The following is a 25,560-nucleotide window of genomic DNA, read 5'->3' on the forward strand; positions in this document are numbered from 1 at the left end:
GAGCTGATGGAAAGGAAACCGAAGCGGCGAACACGCGAGAGGATTGTCGAGACCAGCCTGCGGCTATTCAACGATTTCGGCGAGCCGAACGTGACCACCACGGTCATTGCGGACGAGATGAACATCAGTCCGGGCAACCTCTACTACCACTTCCACAACAAGTACGAGATCATCGAGGCGATCTTCGCCGTCTTCGAACGCGAGATCGAGGAAACGCTCGCCGCTCCGACTCGCAGGCTCGCCGATGTCGAAGACATCTGGCTATTTCTGCACCTCCTTTTCGAACAGATCTGGAAGTATCGTTTCTTCTATCGCGACCTCAACGACTTGCTGACGCGCAATCGCGTTCTCGAGATCCACTTCAAGCAGATCATGGCGCACAAGGTGCACACCGCGACGATTCTCTGCGAGGGTCTGGTGGCCACCGGCGCGATGCGGGCAACGACCGAGGAAGTGCGTGCGTTGGCGACGAACATGGCGGTGCTTGCCAGCTACTGGCTGTCTTTCGAATACGCGTGCGACCCTCGCGGCAAGGTCGAGAGCGGTCGTATTGGGCGCGGCGTCTATCAGGTCATGGCGATGGTTTCACCGTTCTTGCTGGATGAATCCCGGGGGCTGCTCGAGAAGCTGTCGCGCGAGTACCTCAGCCCGTAGCCGCGCGTTTCGCCTGCCGCCAGCGCTTAATTACTCTGGAGAAAGATCATGGCCTGGAAGAAATTCCCTTATCCCGAAAAGGCGTACGCTTATCCCGGCACGGCGCTGCAGAAGAACTGGGCGCGTCTGCATGCCGGCGACCGTGAGCCTTATCCCGCAGACGCCAAGGTGCAGGACGCGTGGCGCAGTTACCATGCCGGCGACTTCGGCAAAGCCGTCGACAGCGGTCTGGCCTGCGGCCTTGCGGGTTACAACGCAGCCAACAAGGCCGCTGCAATCTACGCCAACTATCTGGAAACCGATGAAGGACGCAAGTGCAGTCTGTTGATGGACGTCGCTCGCCGTTGCGAAGAACTGCAGGAGCAGACGCCGGGCAATGCCAATGCCTGGTATCTCCACGCCTATGCTCTGGGCCGCTATAGCCAGAGCATCTCGGTGGTCAAGGCGCTGGCGCAGGGGCTCGGCGGCAAGATCAAACACAGTCTGACGCAGGCGCTGGAAATCGAGCCGCAGCATGCCGACGCACAGATCGCTTTGGGCGCTTATCACGCCGAGGTGATTGACAAGGTTGGGGCGCTGGTTGGCGGGCTGACCTACGGCGCCAAGAAGAGTAGCGGCAACGAACTGCTTGAAGCGGCTCTCAAGCTCAACCCCGACTCGGCGATTGCCCGTATCGAGTACGCCAACGCGCTGGTCATGATGTTCGGCAAGGCGAAGATGAAGGATGCCGAGCGCCTCTACCAGGAAGCGGCCGAGTTCGCCGCGATGGATGCCATGGAACGGCTGGACGTCGAGCAGGCCAAGGCCGAGCTGGCGGATTGACGTCTTGTCTGTCCGGGGCCGCCAGCCCGGGCAAGATCAGATCGCCGATGCGCCAGCGGCGAAGCGGCCGCTGGCGAACTGTTTGCGGCGGATCAGCCAGCGGCCAGGGCTGCGAGATGATCTTCGACGGCTGTCGGATCAGCGAGCACGTCAGCGGGTAACAGCAGAGTCAGCCAGAGGAGTTTCTCGAACTCGCCGGCAAAGCGATCGACGATGTTCTGCGGGTCGTCGACCATGCTCTTGTCGGTGATCAAGCCGAATTGCACCCGGCCGTTGTACGAGAGGATGCTCACCCCCATGCCGATGTCGCCGCTTTGCGGCACCCAGACCATCTGCTGGTCAATCCGGCTGCCAGCGAAGTAGCGCGGCTGCTGCGAGCCGGGGACATTGGTCATGACCGCCGTGGTCTTGTCGGCCAGTTGCAGCAACAGCTGTTCCTCGACGGAGGCGGGCGCCATGCCGGCCACGCCGAGCAGCACAAAGGTCAGCATCGCCTGGTACGAGCCCTTCAAGGCAGCCATCCGCGCGCGCGTGGCGTACAGCCTGGCCAGCGGGTTGGCGATACCGATCGGCAGTTCGAGGGCGACCAGGCCGAAGCGGTTGCCGAGCTCGTCACGCTCGCTGGCGGCGCGCAGATTGACCGGCACCATGACGCGAATCTCGGCGGCGTTTAGCCGATCGCCCTTGGCCAGCAGGTAGCCGCGCAGGGCGCCGGCGACGGCCGAGAGAAGAGTGTCGTTGACCGAGCAGTCGAGTAGCCGGCCGCAAGCCTTGATCTCGGCCAGCGAGATCGGCGGCGACCAGGCCACGCGTTTGACCGTGCCAGCCTTGCCTTTGAAGCGTGTCACGCTGTCCGCCGGCAGGCGCGCAAGCTTGCCAAGCTCGCGGGCGACGGTGCGAGCGACGCGGGCGTAGTCGGCGATCGCCGCCGGGTTCTGGCGCAGACCGAGGTAATGCCCCCAGAGATTTCCGCCGACGCTGATCGCCGTCTGCGCACCGTCGGCGAGCGCTTCGATGATCAGGTGCGAGAGGGCGCCGCGGTGATCGCTGTCGCCCCCGGCGTTACCGGGTCGGCCGCTGCTGGCGCCGCTTCCTGGCGGCGCGCCGTCGTCCTCGGGGGTGTCGAAGTGCTCGTCGGTCAGCGAGTTCATGACGCCGATCAGGGCGATCCCGTCGGCGATCGCGTGATGAATGCGAACGACCAGCGCCGAGTTGCCGTCGGCCATTTCGACGAGCGTGAACTGCCAGCGCGGCCGCGCTGCATTCAGCGGCGTGCTGGTCGCGTCGCCGACGAATTTCTGCAACTCGTGCTGGCCGCCTGGAGCGGGCAGCAGTGCGTGGCACACATGGCTGTCGATGTCGAAGTCGGCGTCGTCGACCCAGTACGCACCGTCGGAGTCGCGCACCGCGATCTGCTGGAAGCGCCGGTAGCGCAACAGGCGATGGCCGACCGTACGCTTGAAGCGCTCGGCGTCGATGCGGCCGGCGAAGATCATGACGCCGACGATCTGCATCAGGTTTGCCGGCCGGTCCATGCGCAGCCAGGCGTTGTCGACCGGGGAAACCCTTTCGCGCGAGGCCATCGCGTGCGCTCCCCAAGGAAATGGCAAGCTCATATAATAGCAGGCCCATTCGTCAGATCAGCAAGCCCTTGACGCTCTCAGGAATTGACCCACTTTTGCTCACGAAACCGGACCCGCCTAGTCGTCATGGCTGTGCGCACGAAAATGCCGCGCACACAGCCATTCCCGAGCGTACTCGCCTCTACACGGCGTCAAGGGTACGCTGCGCCGGGCTGCAAAAACCGCAGCCCGCCCTTGACCCCGCTCCGAGGCGAAAACCTGGGTGTTGGCGCGCGCCAACGGTGGGTCAATTTCCGTGAGCGAAAAAGGGTCAGTTTTCGTGAGCGTTGAGGGTCAGATCAGCAAGCGGAGAAAACCCCAAATTCCGCGATTGGAATTCTTGCCGACCTGATGCCAGGGCTCTGCCCTGCGCTGGAGCACCTCAAGGCGCGAGTTAGCCTGCGCCAGAGCGTGCTGAAGGTCGCTGAGCAGTCAAAAGCGGGACGAAAGGATCCCAATGGCATTGCTGACGCGAATTCTGGGCGAACCGATCCTCGCGCATCGCGGCGCGGGGGAGTTTTTTCCGGCGTGTCGAGAGAGAACGGGCGCTTGCTATGGAGGACTTGCCATGGCCTGCGCGAAGCTACGGGTGCGAATGCTGTGGAATAAGTCGACGGTGTCGCCGGCGACCTTCAACACCCATGCCCCGGCATGGCGCACGACCTTGCCCGGCAGATGAAACAGACGCCAGCGAACGGTAGCGACTTTGTGGCGTTGCCAGGCGGTGTCCAGGGCGGCCTGCTTGAACAGGACGAACAGGTTGTGGGCGATGACGCCGATGCGGAAAAAGGCGGCGTTGGCGGCAAACTGTCCGCAGGGCATGCGCTCCATGCCGAAGCCGATCTTCAGTTCCTTGATCCCGTTCTCGGAAGTTTCGCCGCGCTGGCGATACCAGATCAAGGTGTCTGCGGTCGATTCGACCCGATTGCTGACAATGACGTGGTATTTCGGTGCGTCGTCGAACAGCTCGGCCTGCCGTCGATATTTGACGACGATCAAGCGGAACGCTTTCCTGGTCTCGTTCATGCTGTGCAGCGTTTCGGCCACGGCACAGTCCGCGTAGGTTTTCCAGGCGGCTTCGGGGATTCCGGCAATGGCCTGTTGGGTCGCCCCATCCAGCCGTCCACCGATGGCGAAGGTCTTGCCGGTGTCTTCGCAGTAGTTGACGATGTCGGCCTGATAGCCGGCCGAGTCCAGGCGGACATGGGCAATGCGATGCCCTTTGGGCAGGCGTGCTTCGCACGCCTGAATGAATTCGAAGTTCTCTGTCGCCGGGGCGATATTGCCTTCCCGAAACTCGTCGAAGATCACGATACCGGCTTCAGCCAGATGCCCGATCATCGGCATGTAGCCTTGCTCTCCCTTGTACGTGTGCTGCGCCGCTTCCTTTTCGGCGACGATCTGCGAAGCGTCACCATCCAGCGTATGGGCGATGAGACCACTCTGCCGAAGCCGCGTCGCCACGACGCGTCGGTTGATGCGATCCAGCCCGGCAAGTCCGTCGCCGGCACCGGTGCGGCGCAGCCAGTCGCCTACGGCGTCGGTGCTGGGCAGCGCATCCTGCTTGAGGAGATGGCCCAGGGCGGCGTCGTTCTTCAGCGTCCGCAGGTCTTCCAACGAACGACCACCACCGGTCAGCATGAGCACCAGCGGGGTGACATAGGCACTGGCTTGATAGCCGCGCCGACTGCCGGGCTTGGGCATCTCCGTACCCAGCCACCGATTCAATCCCAAGCCGCGCACAAATTCGCCGAACAGCACCAGCCCGGCATTCGCCGTCAGCAGTTCGTCCGTCGCTTCAACCTTGAACGGAAGCACCGTTTGTGCCAGAGTTCCCATCGCCCCGCCTCCTTTGCTCTCCAAATAGGTGACTGTCTCAGTAACATCACTCTACCCAAGATCAAGGCTTGGCGGGGCATTCCCGCTATCTATTCAGATTGAATCGCGGAACCCGGGAAAACAGCGTGAGTGACTTGCCAGCCCAGTTCGACGCCGCCGTGGCCAGTTCCAGGGATCTTCCCGAGCGTCCGGACAATGCCACCATGCTGAAACTCTATGCGCTCTACAAGCAGGCCAGCAGTGGCGACGTCGAAGGTCGGCGGCCGGGGTTTACGGACCTGATCGGGCGCGCCAAGTACGACGCATGGGCGGCGATCAAGGGCACCGCAGGCGCGGCAGCGATGGCGCAGTACGTCGCCCTGGTCGACGCGCTGAAAGGCTGCTGAAACCGGCGCGGCGCTACTCGCTTTCGCAGGCGCTGTTGTTCAGGCCGGAAAGTTCTCGTCGAAGAAGCGCTGGACTTCGCGCTCGATGCTCGGTTTGAGCGCGAACAGCATCAAGCTGAGACGGATCTCGAGCGCGACTTCGTGTTTGTCGAGTGACAGCTCGCCGGCTACTCCCGGGCGCTTGAAGTTCATGACGTCGCCGTCCCAGGCGTAGTCCAGGTCGAACTCGTCCTTCAATTCGGAAGCCATGTGTTCGGCAGAGGCACGGGCCTCGGCACGGGTTTTGCCATGTTGGCGGCGAATGCTGATGTCGCTCATCGGAGGGGTCCTGTGGGGTTAGCCGATTTCGGCACAAAGTGAGCGAAACGCCGCATAGCGGCGTGGGTTGATGTCGCCGTGTTGAAGCGCTGCATGAACGCTGCAGTCGGGTTCGCGATCGTGCCGGCAGTCGCGGAAACGGCATTTCCCGAGCAGCGGTCTGAGTTCTCGGAACGTTTGCGCAAGGTCGTCCGACGACAGGTGGTGCAGGCCAAACTCGGTCAGCCCGGGCGAGTCGATCAGCGCCGACGCTTGGCCGAGGCGGTAGAGTTTGGCGTGCGTCGTGGTGTGCTTGCCGGTGTTGAGGGCTTGCGAGATCTCCCGCGTTGGCGCTCTGGCGCCAGGAACCAGGGCGTTGATCAGCGTGGACTTGCCCATTCCGGATTGGCCGATCAGCACGCTGAGGTGATCGGCAAGATAGGGTAGCAAGAGCGCACCGTTCTGGTGCGCGCAGAGTTCGCAGACCCGGTAGCCGAGCTTCTCGAATTGCACCAGCGCGGCTCTGGGCGCCGCCAGGCGAGTGCTCAAGTCGCATTTATTGAGCACGATCAGGACCTCGATATCCTGACTCTCGGCGGCGACGATACAGCGTGTGACCAGCTCGTCGGAAAACGGCGGGTCGGTGGCCACGACGACGATCACTTGCGTGACGTTCGCGGCAATCAGCTTCTGCTTGAACTGATCGGAACGATAGAGCAGCGTCTGGCGTGCGGCGACCGTGCTGATCACGCCTTGCCCCGAACCCGTTTGCTGGACGCTGACCTGGTCGCCGCAGGCCAGTTCGCTTTTCTTGCCGCGAGGGAAGCAGAGCAGTGTGGCGCCGTCGGCCAGTTCGACGCGATATTGCCGACCGTAAGCGGCGACGACGGTGCCGGCGAGGTTCAAATCCGTGTCAATGCCTCGATCTTGGCAGCGCAGATGAAGTCGTTGCGCGACAGGCCGCCAACGTCATGCGTGCTGTAACTGAGCTTGACGCGGCCGTAGCCGACGGCGAGCTCCGGGTGGTGGTTTTCGCGTTCGGCGAGGCCGGCGACGGTGTTGACGAACAGCAGTGTCGCGGCGTAACTGGCGAAGACAAAGTCCTTCTGCAGGACGCCCGCCTCGGCAATCGTCCAGTCGGGCAGACACGTTTTTTGCAGCGCGCTAGCCTGCGCGGGGTCAAGCAGGTGTTCGTTGCCGCGCAAGGGGCGGCAATGTTCGAGGGCAAGTTCTTGAGCGGTAGTCATCTTGGGACCTCCGGTGACGGGCGGGTCACGCCTCCTGCAGGCGGGCAATGCGCAGCGCGGCGGGCGGATGCGAATCGTAAAACAGCGAGTGTAAGGGGTCGGGGGTCAAGGTCGACGCGTTGTCTTCATACAATTTCACCAGCGCCGCGACGAGATCGTCTGCGGAGGCGTTGGCCGCGGCGTAGCGATCCGCTTCAAACTCGTCGCGGCGAGACAGCAGGCTCAGCAGCGGCGTCAGGAGGAAGGTGAACACGGGTCCGACAAGGAAGAACAACAGTAGCCCGAGTGCCGTGTTGCCGGCCTCGACACCGAGGCCATTGAAAAACCAGCTGGCGTCGATCAGCTGCCCGAGTACGGCGAGAAAAGCCAGCGACATGGCAAAGAGCATGCCGATCCGTTTGATTACGTGGCGATGCTTGAAGTGACCGAGTTCGTGCGCCAGTACGGCTTCGACTTCGACGGCTTGCAGGCGACCAAGCAAGGTGTCGAAGAAGACGATGCGTTTGCTCTTGCCAAAGCCGGTGAAGTAGGCGTTGCCATGGCTTGAGCGGCGGGAACCGTCCATGACGAACAAGCCCGAGCTGGTGAAGCCGCAGCGGCTCAGCAGCGCTTCGACGCGCGCTTTGAGTTGAGCGTCGTCAAGCTCGACGAATTTGTTGAACAGGGGCGCGATCCAGGTCGGGTAGATGAACAGCAAGAGCAGATTGAAGGCGCACCAGAAGAGCCAGACGTAGAGCCACCACAGGCTCCCCATTCTGTCCATCAGCCAGAGCACGGCGAGTAGCACCGGCGTGCCGATGGCGAAGGCCAGTGCCGCCTGTTTCAGCAGATCAAGGACGAAGAGCTTCGCCGTCATGCGGTTGAAGCCGAAGCGTTCTTCGACGACGAACTGTTGATAGAACGCCAGCGGCAGATCAATGAGCGCGGAAATCAGCAGCACGCTGAAGATCAGCGCGACGCCATAAAGCAGGCCGTCTACCCGCGCCGACCAGAATTCGTGCAGCACCTGCACGCCACCACCGAGAGTGAAGGCCAGCAAGGCAGCGACTTCCACGGCCAGACCGATGCGGCCCAGGCGTGTGCGCGCCACCGTATAGTCGGCCGCCTTGTGGTGCGCGGCGAGGGCGATGCGACCCGCGAAACCGACCGGCACATGCGCCCGGTGGGCGATGACATGCGAAATCTGGCGGCCGGCCAACCAGAGACGCAGAGCGCACGTTGACAGCAGGGCGGCAAGAAAGACGAGCGAGAAAGTATCGAGCATGCGAGTGTGACACAATGTTGTTTTTACAGGTTCAGGCAGATTATATGGCACACGATGCAAATCACCTCGTTTGGCTGGACATGGAGATGAGCGGTCTCGAGCCGGAACGTGAGCGGATCATCGAGCTGGCGATGATCGTTACCGACAGCCAGCTGACGACGATTGCCGAATCACCGGTGTGGGCCGTACATCAGGACGATGCCTGTCTGGACGCGATGGACGAGTGGAACCGAAAGACGCACGGGCGCTCGGGTCTGATCGATCGGGTGCGCGCGTCGATCCTCGACGAGGCGGCTGTCGAAGCCGCGGCGCTGGCTTTCATGCAGGGCTACGTCGCGCAGGCGGCCAGTCCGCTGTGCGGTAACTCGATCGGGCAGGATCGTCGCTTCATGGTGAAATACATGCCGCAACTCGAAGCCTGGTTCCACTATCGCAACCTCGATGTCAGCACCCTGAAGGAGCTGTGTCGGCGCTGGAAGCCGGAGGTGGCGAAGGCCTTCGTGAAGCGCTCCGAGCACACGGCGCTGGCTGATATTCGCGAGTCGATCGCCGAGTTGGCGCACTACCGCGAGCATTTCATCAAGCTTTGAAAGCGTTCGACGATCGTCGGCAAGGAAAAGCCTAGCCGCCGGCGTGGCCTGCCTTGCGCCGGTAGAGGCTGATTTTTTCCGAGTCACGGCGGTCGCCCGGTCGTCCGCCCTGCCACACTTTCTGCCAGCCATTGATGGTCGGCGAGCCGTGCGTCAGCAGCAGGTCGCAGCTTCTCCCCTCCGCCGATTCCCGCGCTACGGTTTGTATTCCGTCGAAATAGTCCAGCGACGCGAGCAGCGAATCGGCGACATTGGCGGCGATGCAGCCATGTTTGGCAGGCAGCGCCTTGGCCAGCGCCGCCGAGAGCGGACGGTAGGTTTTTCCGTAGTCGATCCACGGCATCCAGAGCGTCGCAATCAATAACCAGAACAGCGTCAGGCCAGCCATCCAGTGCATGATGCCGCGCATCGGCGAGCGCGGGCTGCTGGCGATCAGCCAGCACCAGACGAGAGTTCCGAGCACCGCGAAGCTGACGTTTAACCAGCTGAATTGGCCGACAAATCCCGGTTCCTGCCGATTGGCCTGGCGTGCCAGCTGCTCTGGCCAGCCGAATACCATCGCCGACCAGCCAAGCCAGGCGAGCACGGCGAAGAAGCTGAAGGTGATCATGTTGAACCAGTCGAAGGCGTTCGCCGCGCCACGCCGCAGCGATGTAACGCCCGGGACTGCCAGCAGAACCAGCGGTGGCAGCAGCAACAAGGCCGGCGCGCTGCGCGCTCCAAGGCTGACGCTGAGCACCGCCAGGATGATCAGGAAAGCGACAATCGGCAGAGCCAGTGCGGTCGAGCGCAGCTGTCTACGCTTCACCCAGAGCGTCCACCCGGCGAGCGGGAAGGCCGGCCATGCGTACCAGGGGAGCAGCATCGAGAAATTCAGCAAGCTGAGTAGCGGTTGCGCGTCGTCGCCGAGCTGGCTCAATTCGAGTTGCCAGAATTCCGCCAGGTAGGCCGGCGAACTGGCGAACAAGGCGGCGAGCCACGCGCCGGCGAAAGCGCTGGCCAGGAGCAAGGAGGCGAGGAGTAATAGCGCCGATCGCTGGCGATTCTCCGATCGCCAGACGACAAAGGCGGCAATCGGCAAGAGCGGCAGCATCGGTAGGGCGCCGTTGGCGAGGAAGCCGAGCCCCAGTGCCGAGCCGAAACAAGACGCGCCACGCAGTGGCCGCCTCGGCAGCTCGCTCAAGCCCCAGTAGGCGGCGGTGTGCGCGGTCAGCGTCGCCAACATCGGCTGCGCCTCGTGCGCGTGGAACAGAAAGCCGATACTGCCGGCCAGCAGTAGCGGCGCCGCCGGCGCCAGTTCGCGGCCGTGCAGCTGGCGCGCGGCGAGGTAGATGAAGGCCAGCGAGAGCAGGGTGAACAAGCCGCTGGCCAGTCTTGCCGACTCATGTACCGGTAAGACCCAGGCAAACAGGTGGCTGCTGGCGGCCGCCACCCAATAGTGTAGCGGGGCGTCGGGGTAGGGGCGACCAGCGAGGCTGGGGGTCAACCAGTGGCCGTTGGTGACCAGGTCGTGCACCACGCCGATGGTTACCGCATCATCGTTTTTCCACGGGTCGTGGCCGATCAGGCCGGTGAAAATATAAAGGACGAGCAGGACTGCCAGCGCCAGGCCGCTGGGCGGCAGTGGCATCCCCTTGAAGCGCGAATGTTCCGGCTGAGTTGGCATTTCGAGACTGCTGCTGACGCTCGTCGGCCGTTGACGGAAATGAAAAAGGCAGCCTTGTGGCTGCCTTTTCTGCCGACTCCAGTCGACCGCGTGGGCCGGCCTAAGCCGACTTGCGCATCGCGCCGTACTTCTGGTTGAATTTCTCGACACGGCCAGCCGTATCGATCATCTTCTGTTTGCCGGTGTAGAAAGGGTGACACGCCGCGCACACTTCGACGTGCAGGTCTTTCTTCATCGTCGACTTGGTGACGAAGGTGTTGCTGCACGAGCAGGTCACCGTGATTTCGCTGTACGCAGGATGGATGGTGGCTTTCATCTGGTGCATTTCCTGTATGTTATATCAATAAGTCCGGTGCCAGGGTCGGCGAACAGGACGTGAGTCTTTTCGGGAAGACGCGAATTATCGGTGATTTTTCGATCGTCTGCAATCGCTGTCGTTCAGCGGCAGCCCTGACGCATGACCTCCCCGAATCGACAGCACTTGCCGGTTACGCCCACTTTCGCCGCCGAGGCGGCCAGATGGGGGTTGGCTAGCGGCAAGGGAGCGCTTGCGGCGCGGGGGTTTGGTGTTCAGTCAGTGGGACAGGAGAGGTCGAGGGAGCTCCGTTACGATCGCCAGGCGAGCCTTTCCCGGCGCGGGGTGCGCCGCGCTTGGGAAGATGTGTTGGGCAGGCCTGGGCAAGGTTATTCGAGTTGCAGCAGGAACGGTTCGGCGAGAAGCAGACGCAGGCGTGCTGGGTCAAGCCAGGGCGCAGCACAGGAATTACGGATGAAGGCGATGGCGCCGCGCACACCGAGTTCTTGATACAGGTTGCGTAACTGCCGGGTGAAACGTGCCAGGGTATTGAACACATGCGCCAGGCGCATGAGGAGGTGATAGCCTTTCATGGCATTCCAGTCGAGGGCAAAGGCATGCTCGTAGTGGTAGCCCTGATGTTTTTCGACGAGGAAGCCCGCTTCGATGCCCCAACGGTGGCGGGCACCGAGGTTGCAGCGCTCATGGACATTGTCTTGTCTGAGCGGTTGGCTGGAGAGCCAGGCGTGGCGCGATGTTTCGGTGACGGTCCTGGCCTGTTCATCGATCTTTTCCCAGCTTTCCTCACAGACCACCAGGTTCAGCTTGAGACGCTGACGCCCGTTGGCCGCGAAGGCGTAGTCGATGTCGTTGACCCAGCTGAAGTGTTGTCGGCGCCTTCCCCAAGCGCGCTGCACGGCTTGTGGCTTCAGGGCGTGGAGTGCGCGGAACTCCTGCCAGACCGTGGACAAATCCTTGTCCTTAAGCACGATAATGAACTGCCAGTGGGCGCGCAAGCAGCGCTGCATCACCGGCCCGTTGGCGTAAAGGCCGTCGAGCAGGAGCAGGATCGGCAGGCGGGGGAACAGCGTCTTGAGCCGGTCGCTCAAGCGCACAAAGCCGCGCAGCTCGCAGTCCTGCTTTTGCGCTTCGGTATCGCCCAGCGCGTGTTCGAGGAACTCGCTGAGCAGTGGGACGACCAGGCCGTTGTGGAAAGCCAGGCTGGCCTCGAGGACGTAGACGAAGTACTGGGTGTGGCGGGTTTCCTCCTTGCCGACGGTGCGCTGGAGGAGTTCCTCCGCCCAGAGGGTGTCGCCGGCGACCTTCTGCGAGCCGTCGATGGCGATGGGGTAGCAGTGGTTGATCAGATAGCGGCGGAAGCTCTTGCCGCGGATCAGCCGCTTCACCAGATCGACGTGGGCCTGCTCAAGGTGGTCAAGGTCGATGTCGCGCAGCAGCCGAAACAGGGTGTCGGCGTGTGGCAGGGTCTCGATCTCCGGGAACAGCAGGTGGAGGTTGGCCATGAACTGGGGACGGGATATTTCGCGGTTGGTCTCGCGCCGAGAGGAGAACTGAAAGACGAACATCAGCAGACCGTAAAGCAGCAGCGCGGTCAGCTTGTGGCGGCGCTTCCTGGGGTCTCTCGGGTCGGGAATTTGTTCCAGTTGCTCGAGCAAGGCGGGTAGCTCTTTGCGCAGGAGACGCGTCTTTTTGCTCACGGCGTCCTCGCGGGCCTCCCTTTCCTCGCCGACGGTCGCGAAGGCTGAGCATCGGTTGGGCAGAGAAGTGGGGGAGTGGAGGACTTGTCCACTCGCGCGCCGTTTCGCGTTCAGTGCCTTTTCCTGCCGTTTCTTCTCTGAGCGCAGCTCCTTGAGGGCAGCGCGTGTCGGGCGACGGCAGGGTTTGCTCATGGCCGGGAGCTCCCAGGGGCGGCACACAGCCGGTCGCGACAATCGGCGCTCAGCGGTTTGAGCCACACCTGGCGGGGCGTGCTGCGATACGACTGGCCGGGGCGGGCCAGCCCGCGCCCGCTGGTTGCCCCGAGCAACTGCCAACCGGCCGCGCGGTAACAGGTGCCGGTATAGTGACGAGGATCGACGAAAGTCTCCAGCAACAGGGGCTCGAAGCCCCAGTGATCGAGCCAGTCCGCGCGTGCGCGGCGCGCGAGTTGTCCGAGCACATGACTGGCCAGATGCGGCACCCGGACGTGGGGAAAGATCAGGAAGCGGCTGTTGTTCACCACCCGCGCCAGGTTCTCGCGGCGGGCCTGGGCCGTCCAGCCGATCCAGCGGTCGCGCACGGCGACCGCGCGGGCAGCGCCGGCCAGCAGGACGCTGCCGAGCCGCCGGTCGCCCGCCGTGATGAAGTAGCGCAGGCGGTAGCCGAAGGCCCCCTGGAAACCCAGTGGGTGCCAGCGCGCCACCAGCGCATCCCACTGCGCCACCAACGCCGCGTCGCGAACGACTTCCAGGCAGACCGGTGCGAGTGCCGACAGGGCGCAGTGCACGGGAAGCTCCCCGGTGACCGTATCTACGGGTGCCGCGGGCGGCGCGCAACGGCGTGCTGACGACGGCCTTATCGCCGGCAGTGTCAGCAGCCCGGCCGCCTGCAAACGCTCCAGAAACTCCAGGCAGGCGCTGATCTTCGCCGTCCCTGTCAGAGTGGTCCACCCCAGGTGCTCGCAGACCGTCGCCGCCAACTCCTTGCGCGCCAATCCCGGCAGCCACGCCACCGTCCCGCACACCTCGGCGATCTCCGCGGCGCTGAATACGCGACCGCAGTGCACCCACTCCCCTTCGCTCGTTGCAACCACCACGATACCTCCGGCTGAAACGTGGACCAATGACCCTCCACCTATCCTGCCAGAAGTCCCCCCGGCTGTCTAGCTCCCTTGTGCGAAACCTTTTTTGCCTGCCCACCGCAACGCCTTGCCAGTACTGGGCTGGCGCAGTCATGCTTCAGCGCTGGTTCAGCGGCGCATCGAGTCGAAGAACTCGGCGTTGTTCTTGGTCGCCTTGATCTTGTCGAGCAGAAACTCCATCGCCTCGAGATCGTCCATGTTGTACAGCAGTTTGCGCAGCACCCACATTTTCTGCAGAACGTCTGGCTTGAGGAGGAGTTCTTCACGGCGGGTACCCGAGCGATTGACGTTGATTGCCGGATAAACGCGCTTTTCGGCCATGCGGCGATCAAGGTGGATTTCCATGTTGCCGGTGCCCTTGAACTCTTCGTAGATCACGTCGTCCATGCGGCTGCCGGTGTCGATCAGCGCCGTGGCGATGATGGTCAGCGAACCGCCTTCCTCGATATTTCGTGCCGCACCAAAGAAGCGTTTGGGTTTTTGTAGCGCGTTGGCGTCTACGCCACCCGTCAGCACCTTGCCCGATGCCGGCTGTACGGTGTTGTAAGCGCGCGCCAGGCGGGTGATCGAGTCGAGCAGGATGACCACGTCGCGCTTGTGCTCGATCAGTCGCTTGGCCTTCTCGATGACCATCTCTGCGACCTGCACGTGGCGCGTCGCTGGCTCGTCAAAAGTCGAGGCGACAACTTCGCCGCGGACCGAGCGCGTCATTTCGGTGACTTCCTCGGGACGTTCGTCGATCAGCAGCACGATTACCGTTACGTCGGGGTGGTTGGTCGTGATCGCATGTGCGATGTGCTGCATCATGACCGTCTTGCCGCTTTTCGGGCTGGCGACCAGCAGGCCGCGTTGACCTTTGCCGATTGGCGCGATGATGTCGATGATCCGGCTGGTGATGTTCTCCTCGCCGCGGATGTCGCGTTCGAGCTTCATGTGCTCGGCGGGGTGCAGCGGCGTCAGGTTCTCGAAGAGAATCTTGTTTTTCGACGCCTCCGGCGCTTCGCCGTTGATCTTGTCGACCTTGACCAGAGCAAAGTAGCGTTCGCCATCTTTCGGCGTCCGGATCTCGCCCTCAATGGTGTCGCCGGTGTGCAGGTTGAAGCGTCTGATCTGGCTTGGGCTGACGTAGATGTCGTCGGTACTGGCAAGATACGAGGTATCCGGCGAGCGCAAGAAGCCGAAGCCGTCCGACAGCGTTTCGAGCGTACCGTCGCCGAAGATGCTTTCGCCTTTCCGGGCCTGATTCTTGAGTAGTGCGAAAATCAGCTCGTGCTTGCGCAGGCGGTTCGCGCCTTCGACATTGTCGGTAATCGCCATGTCAAGAAGCTGGCTGACGTGAAGTGCTTTGAGTTCGGATAAGTGCATGTATTGGAGACGGAAAAGGGAAAGCCGAGGAGGGAAGAATGGACGCGCCGACAGGAAGAAGGATGCGCGCCGTGCGCTGCCGCGAACGAGGCGCGTGCTGGGGTAGGCTGCGGCGGAGCCGGGCGGGAGCTGCTAAAGGGAGAGGGAGCCTGAAGGTTGTGCGGTGGCTCTTGATCTACGATGGGCCGCAGGCTTTAGCCGCGGCCAACCAACCTTCAGGGTTAGCGTATCGGCTTCAGAGGTTGTTGTCAATGAACGTTGTTAGCTGCAGTTTGGACAGGGCGCCGACTTTGGTGGCGTGCACCTGACCGTTCTTGAAGATCATCAGCGTCGGAATGCCGCGGATGCCATAGCTGGCCGGCGTCTTCTGATTGTCATCAATGTTCAGCTTTACGACTTTCAGACGGCCGGCGTAGTCATTGGCGATGTCGTCAAGAAGCGGCGCAATCATTTTGCATGGGCCGCACCATTCGGCCCAGTAGTCAACCAGAACGGGTTGCTCCGATTGCAGTACATCGGCGCCGAAGCTGGTGTCCGTAACGTGTTGGATGTGTTCGCTCATTAAGAGGCCTCTTGCGGGGGAAGCGGGTGGGATTGTGACGGAAGCGGGTGGCGTGGCCAGGGGAGACGAGCTGTGCGCCCGGCCAGCCTTGCAATGCTAGCGAAAAACGCCAGCGAAGGGAAGCCACAGCCTGTTTCGGCGCCGGCAAGTACGCTATAGTGCTGGACGTTCCATTCCCCAGAATCCCGACAATGACCTACGTTGTTACTGAGAACTGCATCAAGTGCAAATTTACGGACTGTGTTGACGTTTGTCCCGTTGATTGCTTCCACGAAGGACCGAATTGCCTGGTCATCGACCCGGACGAGTGCATCGATTGCACGCTGTGCGTTCCCGAGTGTCCGGCAGAAGCGATTTTCGCCGAGGACGACGTGCCAGACACGCAGCGCGCCTTCATTGCGCTCAATGCCGAGTTGGCCAAGGTCTGGCCGGTGCTCGCCGAACGCAAGGAGCCACCGGTCGATGCCGACGAGTGGAACAACCAGCCGGACAAGCTCAAGTACCTGCAACGCTGAGCAAGGCGCTCGCTGCTGCCGAGGCGGGCTACCGGAACTGATCGCGCCAGCCGGCCGTCGCCTGGCTGGCGGCGACTGCTACGCTTCCTTGCCGTGAGTTGCCGGATGCGGTCGCCGGGCCGTCGTCTGGGCGCACGCTATCCTGCGCCGGGATGGGTCGCCGCTGCTTGACTCGGCGCACGGCTTGTGGCCGGACACGGTTCTTGGTGCGAGCATCTTGCAGCGGCGCCCGCTGCCGTCTCGCCAGCCTGCCGCCGCCGGAGAGGTGCTTGTCGGGCGCGCTTGTTTCGTGTGGGCGACCGTGCCGGAAACCTAAACGAGGCGCGAAAGAAACGCAAAACTCCATTAGAATTAGACCGCTAGCAACAGATGCGCGGAATTTACTTGACCGAGACCCACGAGTTTGCCGCGACGCGGTATCGGCATCGACGCTTCAAGACTACCGGCAGCGTGACTCAGGAGGAGAACAGGTGGACAAGATATGGCTCAAGAGCTACCAGGAGGGTGTGCCCGCCGAGATTGATTTGAGCGACTATCAGTCGCTGGGCGAGCTCTTCGAAAAGAGTGTTGCGCAGTATCGCGATCGCGTGGCCTATATCAACATGGGCGTGCAGCTGACCTACGGGGAACTCGAGAAGTTGTCGCGGGATTTCGCGGCTTACCTGCAGTCGGTCCTCAAGCTGCCGAAGGGAGCGCGCGTGGCGGTGATGATGCCGAACGTGCTGCAGTACCCGATTTGTATCTTTGGCGCCTTGCGTGCCGGCTACGTGGTGGTGAACGTCAACCCGCTCTACACGCCGCGTGAGTTGGAGCATCAACTCAAGGATTCGGGGGCCGAAGCGATCGTCATCCTTGAGAATTTTGCAGTCACTTTGGAGCAGGTGCTGGCCAGGACGCCGGTCAAGCACATTGTGCTGGCGCGACTTGGCGATATGCTCGGCTTTCCGAAGGGCGCGGTCGTCAACTTCGTCGTCAAGTACGTCAAGAAAATGATCCCGGCGTGGACCCTGCCGCGCGCAGTTAACTTCCGTGCCGCACTGGCCAAGGGAGCTGCCAGCGAGCTGAAAGCGGTGGCGGTCGCGCAGGAAGATCTGGCGTTCCTGCAATATACGGGAGGGACGACCGGCGTTTCAAAGGGAGCAATGCTGACCCATCGCAATATCCTGGCAAATCTGGCGCAGGCGCATGCCTGGATCAGGCCGGCGCTGGGGAAAGAGCAGCACCTGGTGGTCACGGCATTGCCGCTGTACCACATCTTTGCGTTGACGGCGAACTGCTTCACCTTTTTCAAGGTCGGTGCGAGCAATTTGCTGATCACCAATCCACGCGACATCCCGGCGTTTGTCGCCGAGTTGGCCAGGTATCCGTTTACGGTGATTACCGGCGTCAACACCCTGTTCAATGCGATGCTCAACAACGACGCTTTCTGCGCGCTCGACTTTGCCAAGCTGAAGGTCACTCTGGGTGGCGGGATGGCCGTGCAGAAAGCGGTCGCGGAAAGATGGAAAGAGGTCACTGGCAAGCCGCTGATCGAAGCGTATGGCCTGACCGAAACCTCGCCGGCAGCAACCATCAATCCGCTCGACATTCCCGAGTACAACGGTTCGATAGGCTTGCCCGTATCGTCTACCGAAGTCGCCATTCGCAGCGATGCCGGCGCCGACCTTCCTTTGGGCGAACGCGGTGAGCTTTGCGTGCGTGGCCCGCAGGTCATGAAGGGTTATTACCATCGTCCCGAAGAGACCGCCAAGGTGATCATGCCGGACGGTTTCCTGCTGACCGGCGACATCGCGGTAATGGACGAAAAGGGCTTCGTGCGCATCGTCGATCGCAAGAAGGACATGATTCTGGTCTCGGGTTTCAACGTCTATCCGAACGAAGTCGAGGACGTTGTCGCTCAACATCCGGGCGTCATCGAGGTGGCGGCAGTCGGCGTGCCAAGTGAAAAATCGGGCGAGGCGGTCAAGATCTTCGTCGTCAAGAAGGACCAGGCGCTCACCGCCGAGGCGCTGATTGCCCATTGTCGTGAGCATCTGACCGGCTACAAGGTGCCTGGTCAGGTCGAGTTTCGTGCGGAGTTACCAAAGACCAACGTCGGCAAGATCTTGCGTCGCGAACTGCGCGACGAGGCGCTGAAGAAGGGCTGAGAGTTGCTGGCGACGCGGTGTCGCGCGAGCGCCGTCGGAGTCAGCCGAGCTGCGCTCCGGAGTTCCTGGTGCGCTTCGAAATTCGACCCGCCGGCGGGGTCGCCGAGCGCTCCGTCAATCCTTTTTGCTGTACTGCTGCAGGACGCCGGTAGTGATGGGATGGCCGTTTCTCGAGGCATAGAACAGCGGCGTCTTGCCGTCGTGGTCTTTGCTCTGCGGATCGGCGCCCTGGGCGATGAGGTATTGCGAGAGCTTGGGTTGACCGGTCGCGCCGGAAAGGTGAAGCGGCGTTTGTCCGGCATCGGTACGCGCGTGCACGTCGGCGTTCCTCTCGATCAGCACTTCTACCTCCCGCCTGCCGCCTGATAGTACGGCCGCATGCAAGGGGGTCATGCCAATGCGGTCTCTGGCTTCGAGCTTGGCGCCGCGGGCGATCAGCAGCGCCGTTGTTTTCGGGTGGCCGTAGAAAGCGGCTATATGCAGCGGCGTTCTGCCGAGCGCGTCGCTGAGGTTGACGTCGTCGCCGGCGTCGAGCAGAGCCCTTATTTTTGCCAGGTCGCCGCTGCTGGTGGCGATCATCAGCGGTACGGCTGCTGGTGGCGTTTCAGCCACCACCGCGGCTATTGCCGGGGCGGCATGGTCGCCAGACTGTTCACTGCACGCGCTCAGGGCCAGCGACAACACGGCGAAGGCGGCCAGCGCCGTGCGAGGTGCGGCTGTTTTCATCCGAGAAATTCTCCTGCCACGATGAAATTGCTGTTCATTGTCTCCCGGGTTCCAGTTTGACGGCGCCGATGCCTGCCTGTCGACCCCAACGGTGATGAATCGTCGAGCACCCTCATGATGATCAAGATCATCACCGTTGGTGAGCTTCAGAGTCCGCAAGTTCGAGCTTCGGCTTGGCGGCCAGCGTCGCGCATATTACCATCGCTGTCGATGACCACGTTCTTTTGCCACCGTCCGATCGCCGTGCGCGTACGCTTCACGCTGCGCTCACTCGTTTTGTTGGTCGTGCTGCTCGTGGTCTGTAGCCGGTTTGACGGCCTTGCCGTTATCGCCGCGCAGGAGTCGACCGATCGTCCCGACCAGCGGCGCGCGCTCACCGTGCAACTGTCGCGCCAGCCTCGCTTCGAGTCCGCGGCTTTCCTGGCGGCGCTGACCAAAGGCTACTACCAGCAGGCTGGCCTCGAGGTCTTTCTGCGCGAGTGGTCTGCTGGCGTCGACGTCGCCAAGGAGGTCAGTGACGGGAACGCCGATTTCGGAACCTTCGATTCGTCCCTCCTCGTTGAACGTGCCAACGGCCGGCCGGTGATCGCCCTGGCCGCGCTACTGCAGCACTCGGGGGTGGTCGTGCTTGCCACTCGGCAGGCGGGGACTCTTGCCGCCGGCGATCTTGCCGGCCAACGTGTTGGCAGTAGCGCTGGCAGCGACAGCGAAGTTCGCGCCTACCTCGCGGCCAGCGGCGTCTCGGCTGGCAGTTTTCGTCAATTCGCCGACGCCGCTGAGGCGCGCCGCGCCCTCGTTGAAGGCCAGGTCGACGCGGTCGCGGTGTTCGTCGGCGATGCGGCGGTGCAGGAGTTGGTCGCTGGGGGCGAGTACCTGCTCGTGGCGCCGCGCCGCACGGCCATCGACTTTTACGGTAGCGTGCTATTCACCTCCGAACGCCTGTTGGCGTCGCAGCCAGGCATGGTGCGGGCGTTTCGCGCGGCGACGCTCAAAGGGCTTGACTATGCGCTTGATCATCCGGAAGAGCTGGTCGATCTGATCCTGGCGAAGGAGCACCGGCCGAGCGCCAGCCGCGAACAACTGCGCTTTGCCGCCCAGCAGATGCGCGATCTGGCGCGACCCGCCGGTGTTGAAACGGGAGCGATGCGCTTTGCCCGCTGGCAGCAGGCGCTGGAAGTCTACCGGGCGCAGGGCGCGATCAAGCCCGATGCTGACTTGCTGGGTTTCATTTATGATCCCGACGCGGCTGGCCTGGGTCCTTTCGTGCCATGGATGCTGGGCGGCGCACTGCTGGGCGTGCTGGTGCTGGGCTGGGCGCTACGCCGGTTTCTGGCCCGGAAGAATTAATCACCTGGAGGGCAAGCGATGCTGATTCACCCCGACCGTTCGACCTTGTTGCTGGTTGACTTGCAGGAGCGCCTTCAACCCGCTATTCACGACGCTGCGCGAGTCCTCGAAGCCAGCGTGTGGTTGACCCGAGTGGCGCAGCGGCTGGCTGTGCCGGTGATCTGCACCGAGCAATATCCGCGGGGACTGGGGCCGACGGCGCCAGCCCTGCGGGTTCTGCTGCCGGATCAGTGCGTCCTTGAAAAGATGCATTTCTCGGCGGTCGCCGACGACGCCCTGTTCCGCGCCGCCGGAGGCGATCGTGCGCAGTTCGTCGTCGCCGGGACTGAAGCACACGTTTGCGTCCTGCAGACCGTTCTCGACCTGCTCGCCGCCGGCCGCCGGGTCTTCGTCGTCGAGGAGGCGCTTGGCTCGCGGCGAATTGCCGACAAGGAGCTGGCACTGAAGCGCATGCGCCACCATGGCGCCGATATCGTTTCGCGCGAGATGGTCGCCTTCGAATGGTTGCGGCAGGCGGGGACCGAGGTTTTCCGGGAGATCAGCCGCGAATTCATTCGCTGAGCGGGCTCTGCAAGCGGCCCATGAACACGGTAGCCATGCCACGGTAAATTTGTTCTCGTGCCGGGATCAAGGTGATACGTGGCCTGTAGAATTTTTGGTCATGCGCAGGTAGTCGAAGACCAATCGGATGTTGCGGTTGAGGTGGCGCATTTTTTCGGAAATGCTGGTTTTGCCGTCGGAGAAGTGGTGCAGGATTCCGACGGCAAAGCGGCGCAGGCGTGACATGTTCTCGGGTCCGTAACCAGTCCGAATACGGCTACGGTCCTCGTCGTAGTTCCAGTCGATGACGTAGTGACAGCGGTTCTCTATCGACCAATGGCCGCGATTGATGGCGAGGATTTGCTGTGGGCTGGCCTGTTCTGGAGGGCGACTGGTGATCCCGAGAGCGATTTCGTGCGTCCGCTTGCCGCTCTTCTTGTGCAGCACTTCGCGCTCGATCAAGAACACCTGGCCGACATACGGGAAGTCGAGATAGGCGTTGAGGGCATTGCTGCACCAAATACGCCGAGTCTCGATCCGACCATGGTCAGGTGGCGAAACCGCCACGAAGTCTGCCCCCTTCCGATCCTGGAAGAGGAGCGCGATATCGGCTTGCAGTGTTGGCTGATTGCCTTTGACCGTGAAGTGATAGTGCGCCTTGCGCTCCACCAGGTAGGTCGCCAGCTTGCGCTGTGTCAGTAGCGCGTCGGCGGTGATGTCCTTGCCCTGAATATCGATCGCATCGAGCAGGGGTATGAACATCCCGATTTCATTGGTCTGCTTGAGCTCGTCCCCGCCATTTACGGGCAAGGTGCCGACTTTTTTTGGGTGTGACACACGCCGGTCTGATGCCCGACCACGCTCATGATGTGTGCTTGCTGACCGTGCTCGTCATGGGCATTGCGCATGGTCTTGCCGTCGACCGCCAGACTGGGGTCGTCTTGAGCATAGGCCTTGTTCCACTGCTGACACGCTTGATCGAGCGCCATGGGATCGACACGGATCAGGACGTCACGAATGATGAACTCGCTGGGTACGCGGTAAACGCCCTTCTCGCGACGACAGCGGAAACGCTCGCGTGCTTTCGGTGTGAGGTCTTTGGCCCACCCGGCGATGGCTTTGTAGCCCCGCATTCCGCACAAGACCGCCGCCGTGGCGATGGCCAGAACGGCAGGAAGGGGGTGACGCCTTCCTTGCGCGCGCCGCGGGTAGGCGATGCCGGCAAAGAAATCGGGAAGCGTGCGCATCTGTTCGGCGGTGAGCATCATCCTGGGCGCTCCTGTGCGATAGCGGGGGTTGAGTATCGAGCGGGAAAGTTGGCCGCGAGCGTCCGCCTGCAAGGGGCGAACAAAGACAACTTTGGGCGACGTCGGGTGGGCGCTGTAGCCTTCTCGGGTGCGGCGAAAGCCTTGCGTCAGCCCCAGAGGCGTCCAGTTCGCGGCGCGATAGACGGTCCCCTGGAAGCGCGAGGGGTCCACAAAGGTCTCCAGCAGTAACAGCGGCTTCCCGAAATGCGCCTGCCAATCCTCGGCGACCCGTCGCTCGCACAGCGAGAGCACCTTGGAGCCGAGATTGGGGTAATGCCAATCGGGAAGGATCAGAAAGCGACTGTTGTTGGCGACCAGGCCCAAGCGATCGTACTGATGCCGATAGTCCCAGCCGATCCAGCGGTCACGAACGCCGCATTTCCAGGCCGCCGCAGAGAAACTCAGCAGGGCCGTCCACTTTTCGCCGTAGGTGGCCACGTACCAAAGCGTGTGCCCGATCTTCGCCAGGTCGCCCAAGTAGTGATGCTCTGCCATCAACTCCCGATAGCGAGCCTCTTCGCTCTTGCCCACCAAGCGAACACGCAATGCACCAAGAACGCTTTCCATGCGCCATTTATACGGACTTCCGGCGCAGATGTCCAGGGGGAAGAACTAACTGCTTGATTGCCCGTGCGTTGCCTGAGAGGACAAATCCACCCTGGTAGCCATGCCACCGAGGTTTGAGAGCGGCGGTGATTTCCGCTACAATCTGGCTTTCCCGGCGCAGCCCTCCCCATGATCAAATACGTATTCGTCACCGGCGGCGTGGTGTCATCGCTCGGTAAGGGCATTGCCGCCGCGTCTCTGGGAGCAATCCTCGAGTCACGCGGCATCAGAGTCACCAATCTCAAGCTCGATCCGTACATCAACGTCGATCCCGGAACGATGAGCCCGTTCCAGCACGGCGAGGTCTTCGTTACCGAGGATGGTGCCGAGACCGACCTCGACCTCGGGCACTACGAACGCTTCACCAACGCCACCATGGAGCGGCGCAACAACTTTACCACCGGCCAGATCTATGAGTCGGTGATCAAGAAGGAGCGGCGCGGCGAGTACCTCGGCAAGACGGTACAAGTGATTCCGCACATCACCGACGAGATCAAGGCGCACATCCGGCGTGGTGCCGAAGGCGCCGAGTTGGCGATCATCGAGGTCGGCGGCACGGTCGGTGACATCGAGTCACTACCCTTTCTCGAGGCGATCCGTCAGATGGGTCTGCAGGAAGGGCGTAACAACGCCTGCTACATGCACCTGACGCTGGTGCCCTACATCGCGACCGCTGGCGAGTTGAAAACCAAGCCGACGCAGCACTCGGTCAAAGAGTTGCGCGAGATCGGGATTCAGCCCGATATCCTGCTGTGCCGCACCGATCGAGCGATTCCCGAAGATGACAAACGGAAAATGGCGCTGTTCTGCAATGTCCAGCGCGAGGCGGTCATCGAGGCGCGTGACGCCGACTCGATCTACAAGATCCCGGCGATGCTGCACGACCAGATGCTTGACGAGATCGTCTGCCACAAGCTCGGCATTCTCGCCAAAGCGGCCGATCTGACGGTATGGAAGACGATCGTGCACGCGCTCGAACACCCCGAGCGGGTGGTCAAAGTGGCCTTCGTCGGCAAGTACGTTGACCTCACGGAATCGTACAAGTCGTTGACCGAAGCCATGGTGCATGCCGGCATCGCCACCCGCAGCAAAGTCGATATCAGCTACGTCGACTCCGAGGAAATCGAGAGCCACGGTTGCGACGCCTTGCAGGGCATGGACGCGATCCTCGTTCCGGGCGGCTTCGGGCGACGTGGTACCGAGGGCAAGATCGCCGCCATTCGCCATGCCCGCGAACACGGCATTCCCTTTCTTGGCATCTGCCTGGGAATGCAGCTCGCGGTCGTCGAGTTTGCGCGCCACATTGCCGGCATGGCCGGCGCGCACAGCACCGAGTTCGAGAAGGATTCTCCCTATCCGGTGGTGGCCTTGATCACCGAGTGGCAGGACGCTTCGGGTCGGCGCGAAACGCGCGACGAGAACTCCGACCTCGGCGGTAGCATGCGTCTCGGTGGTCAGCTCTGCAAGCTCAGCGAACACTCGCTGGCGCGTCTGGTCTACGGGCACGCCGAGATCATCGAGCGCCATCGTCATCGCTACGAGGTGAACAACACGCTGCTCGGCAAACTCGAGGAGTGCGGCCTGGTGGTCTCGGGTCGGGCGCCGGTTACCGAGCTGTGCGAAGTCATCGAGTTGCCGACCGAAGGGCCGAACGCGCACCCGTGGTTCCTCGGTTGCCAGTTCCATCCCGAATTCACCTCGTCGCCGCGCAAGGGCCACCCGCTGTTCTCGTCCTTTGTCGTCGCCGCTGCGGCGTACCAGGCGCGGACGTGAAGCTCTGCCACTTCGAGGCCGGCCTCGAACAGCCGCTGTTCCTGATTGCCGGCCCGTGCACCGCCGAGTCGCTGGCGCTGTGCATTGACGTCGCCGGGCAGCTGCACGAAATCTGTTCGCGCCTTGGCTTGCCGTACATCTTCAAGGCGTCGTATGACAAGGCCAACCGCAGCTCAGGGCGCTCTGCGCGTGGGCCAGGGGTCGACGCCGGCCTGCAAATCCTCTCGGAAGTGCGTCGCCAGATCGGCGTTCCGGTGCTTACCGACGTCCATCGTGAGCAGGACATTGCCGCCGTCGCCAGCGTCGTCGACGTGCTGCAGACGCCGGCCTTCCTCTGTCGTCAGACCGATTTCATTCAGGCGGTGGCGGCGACCGGCAAGCCGGTGAATATCAAGAAAGGTCAGTTTCTGGCACCCGCCGACATGCGCAATGTCGTCGACAAGGCCAGGGATGCGGCCGCCGGCGCCGATACGATCATGGTTTGCGAACGCGGCGTTTCCTTTGGCTACAACAACCTGGTTTCCGACATGCGCGCTCTGGCGATCATGCGCGAAACGGCGTGCCCGGTGGTTTTCGATGCCACGCATTCGGTGCAGTTGCCGGGAGGGCAGGGAACCGTTTCGGGCGGCCAGCGCGAGTTCGTCCCGGTACTGGCGCGGGCGGCCGTCGCCGTCGGCATCGCCGGTATTTTCATGGAAACGCACCCGTGTCCGGAAAAAGCGCTGTCCGACGGCCCGAACAGTTGGCCGCTGGCGCGCATGGATAGTCTGCTGACGACGCTGGTGGCGCTCGATCGTACGGTCAAGGCCGGTCGTTTCGAGGAGTTGAGGTGAGCCCCGCTTACCTGCTGGCTGAAGCGATAGTCAGCGCTCTTCCGGTCGGCGAAAGCTTCGAGCACCTGGCGCAGGCGGCGATCGCGCAGTACGGTGGCCGCTATTGCGCTCGCGGTGGTCGTAGCGAGGTCCTCGAAGGGCGCTGGTCGAAGCCGGAATATCTGGCGATCGTCGAGTTCGATTCGCTCGAACACGCCAAGAAGTTTTATTATTCCCCCGAGTACCAGGCTGCGCGAGCCGCAAACAAAAATGCGGCAGAAATGAACATCCTGGTCGTCGAGGGATTACCAATCTAGC

At 62.4% G+C, this 25,560-nt stretch carries 26 protein-coding genes; 11 read left to right on the plus strand and 15 right to left on the minus strand.

Translation table 11 applies throughout. The features are described from left to right. Positions 1 to 6: 6 nt before the first annotated feature. Entirely contained in the window at positions 7 to 654 is a 648-nt protein-coding gene (locus tag QZ656_RS06735) for a TetR/AcrR family transcriptional regulator (RefSeq protein ID WP_291992692.1), read from the plus strand. Positions 655 to 702: 48 nt separating this feature from the next. Next, complete coding sequence (locus QZ656_RS06740; protein ID WP_291992693.1) at positions 703 to 1,476, plus strand: hypothetical protein; 774 nt, start codon at positions 703 to 705, stop codon at positions 1,474 to 1,476. Between the two features lie 92 nt (positions 1,477 to 1,568). On the opposite strand, the gene QZ656_RS06745 is transcribed toward QZ656_RS06740, so the two are convergent. Beyond that, on the minus strand, positions 1,569 to 3,059 hold the full coding sequence (locus QZ656_RS06745) for a wax ester/triacylglycerol synthase family O-acyltransferase (RefSeq protein WP_291992694.1): 1,491 nt from the start codon (positions 3,057 to 3,059) through the stop codon (positions 1,569 to 1,571). A 591-nt stretch (positions 3,060 to 3,650) separates the two neighbouring features. After that, a complete protein-coding gene (locus tag QZ656_RS06750) occupies positions 3,651 to 4,937 on the minus strand; it encodes an IS1380 family transposase (protein ID WP_291992695.1) in 1,287 nt (428 codons plus the stop codon). Positions 4,938 to 5,062: 125 nt separating this feature from the next. Here QZ656_RS06750 and QZ656_RS06755 point away from each other — a divergent pair, with 125 nt between their 5' ends. Next, positions 5,063 to 5,323, plus strand: coding sequence for an acyl-CoA-binding protein (locus tag QZ656_RS06755; RefSeq protein WP_291992696.1), 261 nt, complete (start codon positions 5,063 to 5,065; stop codon positions 5,321 to 5,323). Between the two features lie 39 nt (positions 5,324 to 5,362). Here the strand turns inward: QZ656_RS06755 and QZ656_RS06760 are convergent, their stop codons facing one another. Genes QZ656_RS06760 through QZ656_RS06775 form a run of 4 tightly spaced genes read right to left on the minus strand, consistent with a single transcriptional unit; the run spans position 5,363 to position 8,131 of the window. Beyond that, positions 5,363 to 5,641 (minus strand): polyhydroxyalkanoic acid system family protein, encoded by a 279-nt coding sequence (locus tag QZ656_RS06760; protein ID WP_291992697.1) that lies wholly within the window; start codon positions 5,639 to 5,641, stop codon positions 5,363 to 5,365. An 18-nt stretch (positions 5,642 to 5,659) separates the two neighbouring features. Next, complete coding sequence (gene rsgA / locus QZ656_RS06765; RefSeq protein ID WP_291992698.1) at positions 5,660 to 6,526, minus strand: ribosome small subunit-dependent GTPase A; 867 nt, start codon at positions 6,524 to 6,526, stop codon at positions 5,660 to 5,662. Further along, positions 6,523 to 6,867, minus strand: coding sequence for a 4a-hydroxytetrahydrobiopterin dehydratase (locus QZ656_RS06770; protein WP_291992699.1), 345 nt, complete (start codon positions 6,865 to 6,867; stop codon positions 6,523 to 6,525). The genes rsgA and QZ656_RS06770 overlap by 4 nt, the downstream gene beginning before the upstream one ends. Positions 6,868 to 6,892: 25 nt before the next feature. Beyond that, positions 6,893 to 8,131 (minus strand): M48 family metallopeptidase, encoded by a 1,239-nt coding sequence (locus QZ656_RS06775; protein ID WP_291992723.1) that lies wholly within the window; start codon positions 8,129 to 8,131, stop codon positions 6,893 to 6,895. A 44-nt stretch (positions 8,132 to 8,175) separates the two neighbouring features. Here QZ656_RS06775 and orn point away from each other — a divergent pair, with 44 nt between their 5' ends. Further along, entirely contained in the window at positions 8,176 to 8,721 is a 546-nt protein-coding gene (orn, locus tag QZ656_RS06780) for an oligoribonuclease (protein ID WP_291992700.1), read from the plus strand. A gap of 31 nt (positions 8,722 to 8,752) precedes the next feature. Here orn and QZ656_RS06785 read toward each other — a convergent pair whose 3' ends face one another. The 6 genes from QZ656_RS06785 to trxA all read right to left on the minus strand — a co-directional run bounded on the left by QZ656_RS06785 (position 8,753) and on the right by trxA (position 15,469). Next, positions 8,753 to 10,387, minus strand: a complete 1,635-nt coding sequence (locus QZ656_RS06785; protein WP_291992701.1) for a glycosyltransferase family 39 protein — start codon at positions 10,385 to 10,387, stop codon at positions 8,753 to 8,755. A 100-nt stretch (positions 10,388 to 10,487) separates the two neighbouring features. Next, on the minus strand, positions 10,488 to 10,703 hold the full coding sequence (rpmE, locus tag QZ656_RS06790; RefSeq protein WP_291992702.1) for a 50S ribosomal protein L31: 216 nt from the start codon (positions 10,701 to 10,703) through the stop codon (positions 10,488 to 10,490). Between the two features lie 368 nt (positions 10,704 to 11,071). Continuing rightward, positions 11,072 to 12,592, minus strand: coding sequence for a transposase family protein (locus tag QZ656_RS06795; protein ID WP_291992703.1), 1,521 nt, complete (start codon positions 12,590 to 12,592; stop codon positions 11,072 to 11,074). After that, on the minus strand, positions 12,589 to 13,497 hold the full coding sequence (locus QZ656_RS06800) for a DUF4338 domain-containing protein (protein WP_291991618.1): 909 nt from the start codon (positions 13,495 to 13,497) through the stop codon (positions 12,589 to 12,591). The genes QZ656_RS06795 and QZ656_RS06800 overlap by 4 nt, the downstream gene beginning before the upstream one ends. A gap of 153 nt (positions 13,498 to 13,650) precedes the next feature. Further along, positions 13,651 to 14,907 carry a transcription termination factor Rho gene (gene rho, locus QZ656_RS06805; RefSeq protein WP_291992704.1) on the minus strand — a complete coding sequence of 419 codons (1,257 nt, stop codon included), beginning with the start codon at positions 14,905 to 14,907 and terminating at the stop codon, positions 13,651 to 13,653. 235 nt (positions 14,908 to 15,142) lie between these two features. Beyond that, complete coding sequence (trxA, locus tag QZ656_RS06810) at positions 15,143 to 15,469, minus strand: thioredoxin TrxA (protein WP_291992705.1); 327 nt, start codon at positions 15,467 to 15,469, stop codon at positions 15,143 to 15,145. 191 nt (positions 15,470 to 15,660) lie between these two features. On the opposite strand from trxA, the gene fdxA reads away from it, so the two are divergent. Both fdxA and fadD read left to right on the plus strand, forming a co-directional pair. After that, positions 15,661 to 15,984 (plus strand): ferredoxin FdxA, encoded by a 324-nt coding sequence (gene fdxA / locus QZ656_RS06815; RefSeq protein WP_291992706.1) that lies wholly within the window; start codon positions 15,661 to 15,663, stop codon positions 15,982 to 15,984. Between the two features lie 470 nt (positions 15,985 to 16,454). Continuing rightward, the gene (fadD, locus tag QZ656_RS06820) at positions 16,455 to 18,131 is read left to right on the plus strand and encodes a long-chain-fatty-acid--CoA ligase FadD (RefSeq protein WP_291992707.1); all 1,677 of its coding nucleotides are present in this window, start codon (positions 16,455 to 16,457) and stop codon (positions 18,129 to 18,131) included. 114 nt (positions 18,132 to 18,245) lie between these two features. On the opposite strand, the gene QZ656_RS06825 is transcribed toward fadD, so the two are convergent. Continuing rightward, a complete protein-coding gene (locus tag QZ656_RS06825; protein WP_291992708.1) occupies positions 18,246 to 19,016 on the minus strand; it encodes an ankyrin repeat domain-containing protein in 771 nt (256 codons plus the stop codon). Positions 19,017 to 19,067: 51 nt separating this feature from the next. Between QZ656_RS06825 and QZ656_RS06830 the strand changes: the two genes are divergently transcribed. Both QZ656_RS06830 and QZ656_RS06835 read left to right on the plus strand, forming a co-directional pair. Continuing rightward, a complete protein-coding gene (locus QZ656_RS06830; protein WP_291992709.1) occupies positions 19,068 to 20,204 on the plus strand; it encodes an ABC transporter substrate-binding protein in 1,137 nt (378 codons plus the stop codon). Positions 20,205 to 20,222: 18 nt separating this feature from the next. Beyond that, on the plus strand, positions 20,223 to 20,765 hold the full coding sequence (locus tag QZ656_RS06835) for a hydrolase (RefSeq protein ID WP_291992710.1): 543 nt from the start codon (positions 20,223 to 20,225) through the stop codon (positions 20,763 to 20,765). A gap of 66 nt (positions 20,766 to 20,831) precedes the next feature. Here the strand turns inward: QZ656_RS06835 and QZ656_RS06840 are convergent, their stop codons facing one another. Beyond that, positions 20,832 to 21,581 (minus strand): ISAs1 family transposase, encoded by a 750-nt coding sequence (locus QZ656_RS06840; RefSeq protein WP_291991589.1) that lies wholly within the window; start codon positions 21,579 to 21,581, stop codon positions 20,832 to 20,834. Next, positions 21,545 to 22,618: a Druantia anti-phage system protein DruA gene (locus QZ656_RS06845; protein WP_291992010.1), complete on the minus strand. Its 1,074-nt coding sequence runs from the start codon at positions 22,616 to 22,618 to the stop codon at positions 21,545 to 21,547. The genes QZ656_RS06840 and QZ656_RS06845 overlap by 37 nt, the downstream gene beginning before the upstream one ends. A gap of 168 nt (positions 22,619 to 22,786) precedes the next feature. On the opposite strand from QZ656_RS06845, the gene QZ656_RS06850 reads away from it, so the two are divergent. Genes QZ656_RS06850 through QZ656_RS06860 form a run of 3 tightly spaced genes read left to right on the plus strand, consistent with a single transcriptional unit; the run spans position 22,787 to position 25,559 of the window. Beyond that, positions 22,787 to 24,430: a CTP synthase gene (locus QZ656_RS06850; protein WP_291992711.1), complete on the plus strand. Its 1,644-nt coding sequence runs from the start codon at positions 22,787 to 22,789 to the stop codon at positions 24,428 to 24,430. Continuing rightward, complete coding sequence (kdsA, locus tag QZ656_RS06855; RefSeq protein WP_291992712.1) at positions 24,427 to 25,263, plus strand: 3-deoxy-8-phosphooctulonate synthase; 837 nt, start codon at positions 24,427 to 24,429, stop codon at positions 25,261 to 25,263. The genes QZ656_RS06850 and kdsA overlap by 4 nt, the downstream gene beginning before the upstream one ends. After that, positions 25,260 to 25,559 (plus strand): DUF1330 domain-containing protein, encoded by a 300-nt coding sequence (locus QZ656_RS06860; RefSeq protein ID WP_291992713.1) that lies wholly within the window; start codon positions 25,260 to 25,262, stop codon positions 25,557 to 25,559. The genes kdsA and QZ656_RS06860 overlap by 4 nt, the downstream gene beginning before the upstream one ends. Position 25,560: the final 1 nt, after the last annotated feature.

It is taken from the genome of Candidatus Accumulibacter sp. ACC003, assembly GCF_907163085.1.
Taxonomy (GTDB): Bacteria; Pseudomonadota; Gammaproteobacteria; order Burkholderiales; family Rhodocyclaceae; genus Accumulibacter.

Excerpts from the sequence above, each read along its gene's own strand:
- QZ656_RS06835 (WP_291992710.1), top strand. The coding sequence starts at position 20,223 with ATGCTGATTCACCCCGACCGTTCGACCTTGTTGCTGGTTGACTTGCAG.
- QZ656_RS06735 (WP_291992692.1), top strand. The coding sequence starts at position 7 with ATGGAAAGGAAACCGAAGCGGCGAACACGCGAGAGGATTGTCGAGACC.
- QZ656_RS06845 (WP_291992010.1), bottom strand. The coding sequence starts at position 22,618 with ATGGAAAGCGTTCTTGGTGCATTGCGTGTTCGCTTGGTGGGCAAGAGC.
- QZ656_RS06775 (WP_291992723.1), bottom strand. The coding sequence starts at position 8,131 with ATGCTCGATACTTTCTCGCTCGTCTTTCTTGCCGCCCTGCTGTCAACG.
- QZ656_RS06760 (WP_291992697.1), bottom strand. The coding sequence starts at position 5,641 with ATGAGCGACATCAGCATTCGCCGCCAACATGGCAAAACCCGTGCCGAG.
- QZ656_RS06770 (WP_291992699.1), bottom strand. The coding sequence starts at position 6,867 with ATGACTACCGCTCAAGAACTTGCCCTCGAACATTGCCGCCCCTTGCGC.
- rpmE (WP_291992702.1), bottom strand. The coding sequence starts at position 10,703 with ATGAAAGCCACCATCCATCCTGCGTACAGCGAAATCACGGTGACCTGC.
- rho (WP_291992704.1), bottom strand. The coding sequence starts at position 14,907 with ATGCACTTATCCGAACTCAAAGCACTTCACGTCAGCCAGCTTCTTGAC.
- orn (WP_291992700.1), top strand. The coding sequence starts at position 8,176 with ATGGCACACGATGCAAATCACCTCGTTTGGCTGGACATGGAGATGAGC.
- trxA (WP_291992705.1), bottom strand. The coding sequence starts at position 15,469 with ATGAGCGAACACATCCAACACGTTACGGACACCAGCTTCGGCGCCGAT.
- QZ656_RS06850 (WP_291992711.1), top strand. The coding sequence starts at position 22,787 with ATGATCAAATACGTATTCGTCACCGGCGGCGTGGTGTCATCGCTCGGT.
- QZ656_RS06745 (WP_291992694.1), bottom strand. The coding sequence starts at position 3,059 with ATGGCCTCGCGCGAAAGGGTTTCCCCGGTCGACAACGCCTGGCTGCGC.
- fdxA (WP_291992706.1), top strand. The coding sequence starts at position 15,661 with ATGACCTACGTTGTTACTGAGAACTGCATCAAGTGCAAATTTACGGAC.
- QZ656_RS06785 (WP_291992701.1), bottom strand. The coding sequence starts at position 10,387 with ATGCCAACTCAGCCGGAACATTCGCGCTTCAAGGGGATGCCACTGCCG.
- QZ656_RS06750 (WP_291992695.1), bottom strand. The coding sequence starts at position 4,937 with ATGGGAACTCTGGCACAAACGGTGCTTCCGTTCAAGGTTGAAGCGACG.
- QZ656_RS06830 (WP_291992709.1), top strand. The coding sequence starts at position 19,068 with ATGACCACGTTCTTTTGCCACCGTCCGATCGCCGTGCGCGTACGCTTC.
- QZ656_RS06795 (WP_291992703.1), bottom strand. The coding sequence starts at position 12,592 with ATGAGCAAACCCTGCCGTCGCCCGACACGCGCTGCCCTCAAGGAGCTG.
- QZ656_RS06740 (WP_291992693.1), top strand. The coding sequence starts at position 703 with ATGGCCTGGAAGAAATTCCCTTATCCCGAAAAGGCGTACGCTTATCCC.